The sequence below is a fragment of the Cellulophaga baltica genome, assembly GCF_900102165.1.
Lineage (GTDB): Bacteria > Bacteroidota > Bacteroidia > Flavobacteriales > Flavobacteriaceae > Cellulophaga > Cellulophaga baltica.
Genome location: NZ_FNBD01000008.1, coordinates 98,179 through 111,171 on the forward strand (window position 1 = coordinate 98,179; position 12,993 = coordinate 111,171).

General features: G+C 36.1%; 8 protein-coding genes. 2 read left to right on the forward strand and 6 right to left on the reverse strand.

Going from position 1 to position 12,993, the window contains the following annotated elements; genetic code table 11:
• Positions 1-10: 10 nt before the first annotated feature.
• The 5 genes from BLQ19_RS14460 to BLQ19_RS14480 all read right to left on the reverse strand — a co-directional run bounded on the left by BLQ19_RS14460 (position 11) and on the right by BLQ19_RS14480 (position 9,319).
• Positions 11-5,971: an endonuclease gene (locus BLQ19_RS14460; RefSeq protein ID WP_083332255.1), complete on the reverse strand. Its 5,961-nt coding sequence runs from the start codon at positions 5,969-5,971 to the stop codon at positions 11-13.
• A 157-nt stretch (positions 5,972-6,128) separates the two neighbouring features.
• On the reverse strand, positions 6,129-6,854 hold the full coding sequence (locus BLQ19_RS14465; protein ID WP_024480660.1) for a LytR/AlgR family response regulator transcription factor: 726 nt from the start codon (positions 6,852-6,854) through the stop codon (positions 6,129-6,131).
• Positions 6,855-6,856: 2 nt separating this feature from the next.
• Positions 6,857-7,666 (reverse strand): sensor histidine kinase, encoded by an 810-nt coding sequence (locus tag BLQ19_RS14470; protein ID WP_254788384.1) that lies wholly within the window; start codon positions 7,664-7,666, stop codon positions 6,857-6,859.
• Between the two features lie 235 nt (positions 7,667-7,901).
• Positions 7,902-8,246, reverse strand: coding sequence for a DUF4907 domain-containing protein (locus BLQ19_RS14475; protein ID WP_024480658.1), 345 nt, complete (start codon positions 8,244-8,246; stop codon positions 7,902-7,904).
• A gap of 74 nt (positions 8,247-8,320) precedes the next feature.
• Positions 8,321-9,319 carry a Kelch repeat-containing protein gene (locus tag BLQ19_RS14480; protein ID WP_083332256.1) on the reverse strand — a complete coding sequence of 333 codons (999 nt, stop codon included), beginning with the start codon at positions 9,317-9,319 and terminating at the stop codon, positions 8,321-8,323.
• A gap of 244 nt (positions 9,320-9,563) precedes the next feature.
• On the opposite strand from BLQ19_RS14480, the gene BLQ19_RS14485 reads away from it, so the two are divergent.
• Positions 9,564-10,895 (forward strand): DUF4270 family protein, encoded by a 1,332-nt coding sequence (locus BLQ19_RS14485; RefSeq protein WP_074538826.1) that lies wholly within the window; start codon positions 9,564-9,566, stop codon positions 10,893-10,895.
• On the forward strand, positions 10,882-12,141 hold the full coding sequence (bamG, locus tag BLQ19_RS14490) for a BamG family beta-barrel-assembly machinery protein (RefSeq protein WP_074538827.1): 1,260 nt from the start codon (positions 10,882-10,884) through the stop codon (positions 12,139-12,141). The genes BLQ19_RS14485 and bamG overlap by 14 nt, the downstream gene beginning before the upstream one ends.
• Here bamG and BLQ19_RS14495 read toward each other — a convergent pair.
• A complete protein-coding gene (locus BLQ19_RS14495) occupies positions 12,138-12,980 on the reverse strand; it encodes a DMT family transporter (protein WP_029446366.1) in 843 nt (280 codons plus the stop codon). The genes bamG and BLQ19_RS14495 overlap by 4 nt on opposite strands.
• Between the last annotated feature and the right edge of the window lie 13 nt (positions 12,981-12,993).

A 12,993-nucleotide genomic window follows, 5' to 3' on the forward strand; every position in this document is an offset into this window, starting at 1 on the left:
TATCGTATTATTATTTCTTAATAATTTGCTCCGTACTTTTTAAATTTCCATTCACATAAGTTTTTAGAACGTAATATCCGCTGCATAAATACCATAATGGCAATACAGATTTATTAGTCCCTGGTCTTAACTTATCGTATGATTTATAGACTACGCTACCATAGTAGTCATAAACAATATAAGTTGCGTATCCTTTTTCGGTACTTTCCTGTTGAACGATAGCATAAGAAGTAAACGGATTTGGATAAATCTTTAAAGCCATATCTCCATCAGGGTTATCGGTTGGAGGTGCACAAGAACCTAATGTATATCCTTTTCTCTTCAATATTTCTACAGCTCTTTCAGAAACACATATCGTTCTTCCATTTTTACACATACTAACTTTTGGTCTTCTGTAGTTATTACCACAAGAAACATCCTCTACTTCTACCGTAATCTCACCGCTTACCGAACATCCATTAACATCTGTAATAGTTACGGTATATAATGTAGTTTCGTTAGGACAAACAGTAATAGACTCCGTATCTTCTCCAGAGCTCCAAGAATACGCATAAGGAGCTACACCACCCCATGTACTTGTTACACCAATAGTCGCACATGCTTCAGCCTCATAGCCATAAAATACTTTTGCTGTATCCGTTACTGTAAACTCAATAGGTTCAAATGTCTCTATATAAATGGAGTCTTGTACGGTAGTACCAGTAGCATCGGTAACTATAACAGAATAAGAACCACTGCTTAAATCTGTAGCAGTAGCTGTTGTTTGTCCGTCATTCCAAGCATAGGCATAAGGAGCTATACCGCCACTAACCTGCACTGTTGCTGTAGCCGCTTCTCCTGAACAAGTTATTTCTGAACTTACCACCTCTGTGATTTGTAATTCTTCTAATATAAAACGGGCTGAAACTGGAAAGTGATCAGAGACTGTTGTGGTATAGTCCGTATCATAAAACTCATATCCTACACTAACAGATCCATCAATATAGCTTGCTGATAATTCATCAGACACCGTAATATGATCTATCATGTTTTCTCTAAACACATACGAGCGATAATCTCCTTCACTCAAGACCTTCGTAAGAATCTTATAATTTACGGTATCTTGAACATAAGCATCAAAGGTACTTACGGTAGAACTAACCTCATCTGCTACGGTGAAATCTACATCATCATTGTAATCTCCTAAGACAATAAGGTTAGCGTCTGCAAATTGCGCATCTAAAGTATCTTTTAATACCTCCACATCATACTTACGCATATCATAACGCGATTGTGGTCCGGAACTACTGTTTGCTCTGGCGTGTAATGCTACCATATTAAATCGCTTCGTAACACCCGCTAAGGTTACATCTGCCGTCATTAAGAAAGGCAAACGTCCACTAGCATAGAAACGCGTTTTATCGGTATCTGGATAGTCAGATAAGGCTGTATCGTCTCCTCCATTGTAATAAGGGTGAATGCTTGCCAATAAAGGCTTTGTTGCAACTACAGAAACGGTGGCGGTATTGTAGATAAATCCTACTTTCTGCTGTGTGCCAGTGGCATCATTAGGATAGGATACTGCTTCTGAAAGCACATAATCATACCCGTTCATTTCACTAACCATTTGACCAAACAAAACATCATCCGAAATTTCTTCTACCGTATACACATCTGCATCCATTTTTCTTAAAATGGTTAATACACTGTCTTTTTGAATTGCGTCTGAAAGAGGATTACCGACTGCTGGTGAATTTGTTTCATCACCAAACCATTCAATATTCCAAGCCACAACATCAAAAGTTTTGTCTTTACCTATAGCTACACCATTGTCTAAAGGAACATAAGCCGTTGCACAAGGCATGTCTGCTTTGGCACGTGGTAGTAACTGATATGATTCGAAAAAACGACCTACAACTCCTGTTATTTCTGAACAAGAAGCCGGTTGTCCTAAACCTACTATTGCCTCTACGTCATTATCTATACGAAGGTCTCCTAAACCACTTGCATCTGACAAAGTGTAATTAGAATTTCCGAATAAAATATCTCCTGCTTTAGGAAAAGATGGATTTAAAATGGTTACTAATTCTGCTGGATGATTTCCTAATTCTGCTAAAGTGATTACTTGTGGTGTAATTGCAACATTTGGAGTTCCATTATGTTCTACTTGTGTTACGGTACTAATTTGAACTTGATCATTAAAAGCACTACGGGTACCGGTAACGGTGATAGAATCTCCAATCATAAAATTGCCTGCTCCATGTACGGAAGTATCAAAAATTGCAATGGCTGCGGTAGCATCTTGGATATAAGCAGAACCTGCCAGTTGATCGGACACTGTTAATACACCACTCACGGTTACGACATCACCTTCAGCGGTATTGCGAGCAGCTAAAATTGATATGGTTGCAGGTGCCGGAATTACGGCTCCGTTCGCTGTTCCTGGAGAAGGTATTGCTGTGGTATAGGATGATGTGTTTCTTGCTCCACCAGCACCATTAGGCATTCTTTGCATAGACTGACTGTCTTTATCTCCCAATGCAGCTTCATTCACTTGAGCTTCTCCTGAATTTAAAAGCACTAATAAACCTTCATCATCACCATCATCTGTACCATATACCAGCGCATCTAACAAAACATCATTCACAAGAACTGGTGTACCGCTTGGAAAATCGGCTGCAGTTCCAGCGTATAAAGCTACTGCATCTGCGCCATTTTGAATACCGTTTGTGGTAAACGCTTCTAATGATACATTGGCAACAGCTGAGCTACCTATAACAAAATAACCATTTTCATTCGTCGTATAGCCTGTTAGGTCTATTGCATTATAGCTTAAATCATTACTTCCATTGTATAACACAAGGACTAAGCCGTCTAAGGATGAATTTCCGTTACCACCATCATAGAGCTCTATAAATTCTAAAGCGTCTGTTCCTATATTATCTACATCTACTTCATTGATTACTATTTGAGTCGGTCCAGAAACGGTATAACTAGCTACTGGAAAAGGAGTTCCTGCTGTTGCATTCGTCGTTTCAGTATCTAATGCATTTGGCCCACTAAAAGTCCAATTACTACTCACAAAAGTAGCACCATCTGGTCCTATATTTTCATTTCTATACGCCCAACCATCTGTATACTCCCAAGCTTGTCCAGAACCATCTACATCAATAGCTCCAAAAACATCAATCACCATTCCATTTTGAAATAACTCTACCGCGTCATCTCCATTAATGGCCATAGCATCATCCGTAAATGTTGGCATAAAACCAAAAAAAGCATTGAATTCTACTTCCTCTGTAGCTACATATATGAATTCTCCTTGAGCTACTGCTACTGCTGGAAATGTAAATTCTTCTCCATTAGTACCACCTCCATTATTTGCAGAACCAAGGCTGTAGCTGCTTAAATCAGCAATATCTGCCGTGGCATAAAGTTCTACACCCTTAGGGATTCCGCCGGTAAGAGGACCATCATAAACACCTGTTATTAATAAAGCACCGGTTGGCGATGTTCCGCCTCCACTAGTGGTTACTGATAAAACTTCTGAAAGTGCTGAGCTATTACCTGCAGCGTCAATAGCTACGACAGTAAAAGAATATACAGTCGCTGCACTTAATCCCTCTACAGAAAAAGTAGTTGCCGCTGTAGTGCCAACCAAAGTTGTTCCCTCAAAAATTTGATACTCAGTAACACCAACATTATCTGTTGCTGCCACCCAAGACAACTCCACCTTTGTAGCTTCAATAGTCGTAGTAGTTACTTGCGCAGGGATTGTTGGCGCTTCAGTATCTGTCGTAGCATCACCTCCTCCATTGGAAGTACCCGGAGTAGGTTCTTTCATTACAAATAAATTAGTATTCCTAGCGCCACCTTGCCCATTAGGACTACGTTGCATAGAATTTACTGTACCGTTACCACCTTCGTTTTCGTCTACTTGGGCTTGACCCGAATTTAATAAAGCTAATAATTCTACATCATCACCATCACTCGTTCCATATACTACAGCATCCACTAAAGTTGCATCTAGAACAAGTTCCGTTCCTGAAGAAAAATTAGCAGCATCCGCCAAATAAAGTGCTACTGCATCTGCTCCGTTTTGTATTCCATTGGTCGTAAAAGCCGCTAAATCTACATTAGCAACATTGGCACTTCCGATAACAAAATATCCATTCTCATCGGTAGCATACCCTGATAAATCTATCGTATTATAACTTAAGTTATTACTCCCATTATATAACACAACTAGATACCCATCTAAGCTTGTATTTCCAGAGCCACCGTCATACAACTCAATAAATTCAGAAGCATCGGTACTCTCTTGATCTGCATCAATTTCATTAATTAACAGTCCTTGATCAGATGATCCTGATCCAACGGCTGTTCCTTGTAATTGTACATCATCAAAACCGGCATAATCACTCCCGCCGTTTTGTTTTGCATACAATTGTAGGCTTACACTAGAAACAGTATCTGGTACTGCTTGAGAAATCTGCTCCCAACCTGCAGTACTGTAAGGACTCCCTACGGTAATCGTAATCACCCCTTGCGAAACGGCATCGTGAAAAATTTCATACGTAAGAACATCACCATTGGCAACATCAAAACCATCTACCTGTACTTCAAAAGAGAGTGTCACCCCTGTATAATTGCTAATATCTATAGCATTAAAAGTTAAGCTACCTCCATCAACGGTAGCGCAATTCCCTTCTAAATCTTGAATACCAAAGAAATTAGCTCCTGATTTAGGTCCAGTTATAGATCCTACATTAGAAACAATATCCCAAACATCTCCACCCGTATTACAAGGCACAGGAGATTGCACATACGTCCACGTATCATTTACAGAATTTTCATAGCCTTGAAATGCTATAAAATCTCCTGTGGGTGTTGGTGGCGTTGCCGTATCTTCTAATGTGGTAAACGTTACTGTATTGCTTTCCGATGAGCTATTTCCTGCGGCATCTATTGCCTTTACAGAGAACGAATAGGTAGTATTTGCTACTAGGCCAGAAACAGTAAAAGATGTACTGCTAGTAGCAGTTACAACATTAGTCCCATTAAAAATCTGGTAAGCCAATACCGCTACATTATCTGTTGAACCGGACCAACTTAAGTCTACTCCTGTAATGGTTGCATTTGCTGCCACTAAATTAGCAGGTACTGTAGGTGCTTCTATATCAGTAGATGTGTTTTGGAATCTATCTTCTGCTTGTGGTCCTCCCCAAATAGTCGTTGCAAAGGCTGGGTTGTCTATAAATGGGTTTCTATTTCCTTGAATACCCTCTAAAAGAACATTTCTGTTAATTTCTACTTGAGACACAGGATCTTCTGCATTCCATTCTAAGAACAGGTCTCTCATTTCTGGACTATAGGTTGAGTTCCCTAATCCTACCGTATTTGGTAAACAACGATCGCCATATCGAATGTACATATACATCATCATACGAGCAACATCTCCTTTCCATTCATCACCGGGATAAAATCCGTTATTCAAAGCTTTGGCAGTACCTTCCGAATCAATATATGGACGGTTACTTCTCGTCGCGTTAAATTGTACATCGGTAGCACGCAAATGATGTGCATCAGATCCGGGACCTGTTGTTCCTAAATTAGGATTCCCTAATGATTTTGGATACGAATGCTCTCTGTTCCATTGTCCAGATCCACCACCGTTATTATCCTTAGAACGTGTTCTGTCATTAGTTACATCTGCATCACTATCATTATAGCCGTACAGTAAGAAAACGTTGTTGGGGTTGGCGGGGTCCAAATCTGTTTGCTTTAAAGCTTCCCATACTCCTGGAGTATAACTCAATACCGTATGTTGCGTATTGGTTACTAGTGTTCCCAAATTGTTTTTTAAACTTTCGCCGGTAGCACTAATATTCGTTCCTGAGTAGTAGGACGGAATTTGTGCCGTGACAAAGTTTACCATTAAAAATGCCAGAATCCATAGCAGTAGATTCTTTCTTAAGTAATTTTGTTTCATAGTTGTCTAATTATTTTAGTACCACCAAACTTAAGAAATTCTAATGCGTAAGAAGTTATTCTTTATTAACAGAACGTTAAGAAATAATCTTCTTTTTACCGTATAACCATAGCTTATCGGTATTATTCATCGTTGAAAAGTAAATGCTAGTAAAAAATTACAAGCCTAAAACGGAGAAAAATTCTGCTTTATAGCTTTCACCAATAGGAATTCTGGTGTCGTTGATAACAATCCTATTCCGTTGTACCGTCTTGATAAAGTTTACATTGACCACAAACGATTTGTGTACCCGTAGAAACTGATTGGAAGGAAGTTTATCCAATATCTCTTTAAAATTCATAAGGGTCAATACTGTCTTATTGGTATTGGTGATATGAATTTTTAAATAGTCTTTCAAACCTTGAACATATTCAATCTCATCTAAATTTATCTTGATACTTTCGTATTCTGCTTTTACAAAGATAAACTTCTTTGATTCGTTGGTTTCTCCATGAGATGAAAACACATTACCTTCCATAGGTTTTTCTTTTTTAGATAATAGTTCTTTAGCTCTTGAAATGGCTTTTATAAAGCGATGATAAGGAATTGGTTTTACTAAGTAGTCTACGGCATTAAGCTCAAAGCCTTCTACCGCATATTGAGAATAGGCTGTGGTAAAAATAAATAAGGGCTTATTATCTAAGGACGCTATAAAATCTATTCCACTAATTTGGGGCATTTGTATGTCACAAAAAAGCAGGTCTACATTTTTCTCTTTGATGATAGTTATAGCATCTAGCGGATTGGTAAAGGTACCTACGACCTCTATAAAATCTAGCTTACTGCAATAATCCGTTATGATATCTATTGCTAATGGCTCATCGTCTATAATAATACATTTCATAATTATAATTTTAAGGTAAGCCTTACACAATAGTTTAGACCGTCATTCTCCACAAACAACTCATGAGAATCTGGATATAATAAGTTAAGTCTATTTTTAATATTCGTTAGTCCAACACCAGAATTTTTAGCTTCTTTTCTATAAGCACCTATTTTATTGATCACGCTAAAATGAATAGCATCATCAAAAATAGAGAGGCTTATTTTAACATTGGTTTTCCCTTTAAAATCTGTACCATATTTAAAGGCATTTTCTATAAATGATATGAATAATAAAGGAGCAATAGATTTCTGTTTGTCTTCTCCTGATATTTTTAAAAGTACATTCTCCGTGTCTGACAATCGTAAGCGCTGTAACTGTACATAGTTTTTGATATACTCTATCTCTTTAGATAAAGGGGCCAAATCTTTATCGGCTTCATACAACATATAACGCATGAGTTCTGATAAATTTATAATGGCCTCGGAAGTTTTTTCCGATTTCTTTACGGATAAGGAGTAAATAGCATTTAATGAATTGAATAAAAAATGAGGATTTAACTGCGTTTTTAAAAATTGAAGCTCAGAATTCACCTTTTCATTCTCTGTAATTTTGCGCAAATCTTCATTGCGGTTCCATTCAATATAAATACGAAGTAATGAACTCACCACATAAGGAATACCAAAAGTAATGATAGACATGAAGAAAGAACGAAATTCAGGATTTTCTGAACGTAAATGTTTTTTTTGTAAGCCGCTAAGCTCTGTAGGAATAGTTTTTATAAAGGCTAAATTTCCAAAAATATTAACGATGAGTCCAAATATGATTATCAAGACAATAGAGATTACAATATAATTGGCAACGTTTTTCTTTAATAAAAGCTTAGGAATTAGGTAATAGTAATTAATATAAAATAATAGAAATGAAAAAATAAACCGAATATGAAGATCTGGCGGAAACGGTCTTTCTTGAGAAATGAATGGATATAATAAAAGGCCATAAAAAAATAGCCATAGTATTACATGAATAAGAATTTGCCAAAAGTACCTTTTCTTTAGAACCATAAATTTACTGCCTATTCAACACTTCAATATTTAAATTTTCTAAATCGTTTAAAGTAATGACAGGACTCTCATTGTGTAATAGCTTATTGATAACTAAACTTGAGACCAACTGGGCATCTTTTTCAGAAGTAAAAGGAACTGCTCCTTGTACCGCTGGAATATACTCTTGTTTTATTATAATTCTATCTTTTGCTTGTATTTGATATCCAAACCCTCCTTTAACTGTAAAAACTTCTGAATCTAAAGCAGGAGTGGTGTTTAAATAATTCATGATCACCATACTAATTGCTATCAAGGATATCGTGAATGCTGCTAAAGTTATGGTTTTATCTAGATTGCTCTTTTTCATTTATCAAAATTTTAAGAATAATAGGGCTGATTTTCGATAAAACAACCCTATTCATTGTAAATAACTAAATCAAATTAATCTTCATCGTCATATTCTGCAAAAGGAAAGAATTCTTGTAAATCATCTAAGTACAAAGTTCCTGATCTTCCTAAACCAACAAAAGCTCTTGAAGAATTTGAGAAAGCTACAGGATCTTGTCTTGTAACCCCTTCATAGCTTGTTTTTACTTCCCAAGTATCTGTTGCAGGATCATACTCCCAAACAGAAGTACTAGCACCACTACGATCTCCACAAGCGATATAGCCATAACCATTCAGTGTAAAACCAACAGCGTTACTGCGAGTAATAGCATAATCATCTTCTTCATCTAATTCTAACTTCTCTGTCCAAACTTCTGTAGCAGGATCAAAAACCCAGAAATCTGTAAGGTAAACCCCATTAGAAACTCCAGTTGCCAAATAGGCCTTTTCGTTTATAATAAATGTAGTAGCAGCACGTCTCTTGTCTCCGCCAAAACCTACTAGCTCTGACCATGTATCTGTAGTTGGGTTGTATTTCCAAAAATCTTTACGATCATTATCACCATCAAATCCAGTACCGAAATATCCTGTACCATTTAAACCAAAGCCAATAGCGCTTCTTCGAGGTGTAGATGGGAAATCGGCAATCTGTGTCCACGCATTAGTTCCTGGGTCATACGAATAGAAATCTGCTAATTCATCCAAACCATCATACCCAGAACCAATATACCCTTTATCATTTACGGTAAATCCTGCTGCTGCATTTCGTGCAGAACCTGTAAAATCTGCTTTTTGCGACCAGTAATTACCTTCTATATCATAAGCCCAGAAAGAATTTAAATAGTCATCGCCATCATAACCTACGCCCATGTATCCTATATTACCTATAGTAAAACTAGTTGCTCCACTTCTAGGGCTTCCATCAAAAACAGACTTCTCTACCCAGTTTCCTGTATCATCATCATCGTCATCGCTGGAGCAGCTAGTTGCTACTAATAATAAGCTAATACCAAATAAGTAGGCTATCTTATATTTTAATGTCATTTCTTTCATAAACTAATTTTTTAAAATATGTTGATTTTTTAATTCGATTTCAAATCTATACTGCTTATGAAGTCAAATAAAACAGAATAGATAAAGTGGGCGTTTTAACATATGAAACCCTACTATTAATCTACGAACAGAACATCTTGCTTTATCGTAATATATTACGAGTTGGTCTTAAAAATAACCGCATTTATCTATTCTACTCTAGTGCTAATTATGTGTCCTATACATTTATCAAAAAAAATAAATTATGATAAACAAATTGTGGCTTTCTAGCACAATAGTACTACTAGGTTTGCTAGGTAGTTGTAGTGATGACCTTAATGATTCTGATTTTTTAGCGGGAGATTTGTTTACAGATAGTAATATTAGAGTAGTCCTTATTGACACCTTAACCGTCAATGCCGCTACCGTAAAGTTTGATAGTATCATTACCTCGACATCAGACCGTGCTTTAATTGGTCAGTATACCGATCCTGTTTTTGGAACGGTTCGCAGCGGTACCTATGCAGGTCTCCTACCTAACTCTTATACGATTGATACAGAAGCAGAGTTTGATAGCATTGTCCTGTTTTTAAAATATGACAGCTACTATTATAATGATACCACTAATACGAATACAATTCATATAAAGCGTCTTATAGAAAACTTTGATCCGGATGAAAATAATGCGTTCTACAATACCAGCTCTGTGGCCTATGATGATACAGATTTAGGAACTTTGAGTTATACGCCAAGACCACAATCATCAGATTCCTTAGAGATAAAACTTTCAGATGACTTAGGACTAGAATTTTTTGAGAACCTACAAAGTAAAATCATTACAAATACAGCAGAATTCACCAATGAATTTAAAGGCATTGCTTTACTTCCGGGTACTGATGATAACGGTTCTGTTATAGGTTTTTCAAAAGCAACTACTGATTTTTATTTGCGCCTTTATTACTCTACCGCAGGAGAAACAGATAGAGACCAAAGCTACACTGATATAATTCTTAATACTTCCGATACTCCTAACCCATTTTTTAATGCTATTTCGGCCACAGATCCTGTAGATTATTTACAAACACTTACGAATGGTGAGCTTAGTTTATCTAGTGATGATAGTGATGACAAAACATTTATTCAATCGGGAACAGGTATAGCCACTAAATTAGAATTACCCTATCTTAAAACAGTAAATAATGTAGGCGGACAAGGTACTTTATTAAAAGCTGTTTTAAAAATTACGCCTGTCCTTGGTTCATATACTGATTTTCTTTCTTTAGAAGATTACATGTCTGTGTATCTCGTAGATAAGAATAATGATATAACGAGCCAGTTATACAATACCGATGCTTCTACAGTAACCGCTTTCTTAAATACAGATAACCAAGAGTACAATGATATTTATTACGAAATAGATTTGACCGCTTATATTGAAAGTATCCTGACTACCGATCTAAATTCTGATCAATCATTACTCTTAATTCCTGAAGATTTTTCCAATACCGTAGACCGGTTTATATTAAATGGTACACTAAACTCCAGTACAAAAACAAAACTAGAACTTACATATGCAGTTTACGATGAAGAAAATTAAATTATCCTATTTAACGAGTATAGTAACCCTTATCATTTCAATTCATTCAGGATATTCACAATCAGAAGCTTTAACTAGTTCTCCCTATTCCTTATATGGTTTAGGAGTAATTAACCAAACAAGTATTGGAAAGTCTAATGCCTTAGGATATACGGGAATTGGTATAAAGACAGATTCTGAAATTAACAACTTAAACCCTGCTAATTATGCTTTAATTCCACAAAATTCCTTTTTCTATGATATTGGAGTTACTGGAGAATTAAATAACTATAGTAACAGAAGTTATAGCGAAAATAAGAAAAATGTAAATTTTTCTAACATTGCTTTTGCCTTTAGAATTACAGAAGGTCTTGGTGCCGGTATTACCATGGTTCCCTATAGTGATGTTGGTTATTCTTTAGTTGGCATTCAATCTAATATTGAAGGAAGTACGGAAACTTTTGAAAGCTCAGTAACAGGTCTAGGTTCGTTGAGCGATTTGAAGCTGAATTTAGGATATTCACTTTTAGAAAACCTACGATTTGGAATGAGTGCTTCATTCTTATTTGGAAATATTGAAGAAACAGAATCTTTTGCCATAAGTAACAGTGCTTTTAATTTAACCGAGACCACCAATTATAGTGGTGCTCGCCTAGGGTTTGGAATGCAGTTTGATCTCAGTGATAAGTTTACCTTAGGAAGTACCATGCAATTTCCTACTAGCTTAAAAGGAAGCCTTGATCGTTCGGTAAGCAAAGTAATAGAAGGATCTACAAGTGTAACCATTGAGACTGATGAACCTGATAATGCAGATAATTTTGACCTGCCCTTAGAAGTTGGGATCGGTTTTAGCGCAAAACTATATAAGTCTTTTATGCTTAGCGCAGATTACAAAAAGAATTATTGGGATGCTACCAATCAAACAGATCTTTCCGGAAGTTATGTAGATCAAGATATTCTAGGAGTAGGTTTAGAATATATCAAGAATAAGAGTAGTTTTAAATACAGTGATCGTATTAATTATAGACTTGGTTATAATTATGATACGGGATATTTAGAAGTTAATAACAAAAAAATAAATGGCTTTAATATTACTACAGGGATAGGATTACCTGTAAGTAAAAATTCTAACTCCATGATAAATTTATCATACAGTTATGGCTCAAAAGGGGTAATTGAAAATGTCCTAATTAAAGAAAACTATCACCTATTCACCCTAAACATGAGTTTGGAAGACTTATGGTTTAGACAACGTAAAATAAACTAAGAGGTTCTAGATTTATACAGCGCATTAAGTATTAATCCGCCAATAATCATCACTATACCTAATATGCTCCACAAGGTATAAATTTCATTAAACCAAAGTAATCCTACGGTTACCGTAAAAAGCACCTCTATATATTTTAGGGGTGCTACTTGAGTGGTAGTCCCAGATTGAAATGCTTTGGTCATATACAATTGACCAAAATAACCAAATATCCCTAAACCTAATAAAAGAAGCCATTCTATACCTTTAGGGGTTACCCAATTAAAAATAGAAAGGATCCCTCCTGTTATTGTTGCGATCATCATAAAATAGTTGACAACGACTACCGGATGATCTTGCTTCCCTATTTTACTAATAGTCACATATACTAAGCCGCTAAAAAAAGCAGCTGCTATAATCAAGACCAACCCAAATGGGTCTAGCGTGCCATCAAAACCTTTTAATATCATTACCCCTCCAAAAGCAATTCCGAAGAATATCCATTGTAGAAACTTCACTTTTTCCTTTAATAGGAAAATGGCAAAAAATGCTGCGAATATTGGTGCTATATAGCGTAAAGAAACTGCCGTACCCATCGTTAAATACTTTAAAGACATAAAGTATAAGGTCATAGAGGTAACCCCCGCCAAACCTCTATAAATTAGTAATTTTCTTTTATTTCCTAAAATTGGAATCTTGTGATATGTTAAAAAAGAAAGCGTTAGAACTAACGTTCCTAAGGATCTAAAGAATACTAATTCATAGGCGGGCAAATGAGCCAGATATTTTACGGTGGCATTCATAAAAGTGAAAGACAAAGTACTAATAACCATATACCCTAAGGCTTGTTTAAAATTCATGTATGACGCTATT

Excerpts from the sequence above, each read along its gene's own strand:
- BLQ19_RS14460 (WP_083332255.1), bottom strand. The coding sequence starts at position 5,971 with ATGAAACAAAATTACTTAAGAAAGAATCTACTGCTATGGATTCTGGCA.
- BLQ19_RS14465 (WP_024480660.1), bottom strand. The coding sequence starts at position 6,854 with ATGAAATGTATTATTATAGACGATGAGCCATTAGCAATAGATATCATA.
- BLQ19_RS14475 (WP_024480658.1), bottom strand. The coding sequence starts at position 8,246 with ATGAAAAAGAGCAATCTAGATAAAACCATAACTTTAGCAGCATTCACG.
- BLQ19_RS14480 (WP_083332256.1), bottom strand. The coding sequence starts at position 9,319 with ATGAAAGAAATGACATTAAAATATAAGATAGCCTACTTATTTGGTATT.
- BLQ19_RS14485 (WP_074538826.1), top strand. The coding sequence starts at position 9,564 with ATGATAAACAAATTGTGGCTTTCTAGCACAATAGTACTACTAGGTTTG.
- bamG (WP_074538827.1), top strand. The coding sequence starts at position 10,882 with ATGAAGAAAATTAAATTATCCTATTTAACGAGTATAGTAACCCTTATC.
- BLQ19_RS14495 (WP_029446366.1), bottom strand. The coding sequence starts at position 12,980 with ATGAATTTTAAACAAGCCTTAGGGTATATGGTTATTAGTACTTTGTCT.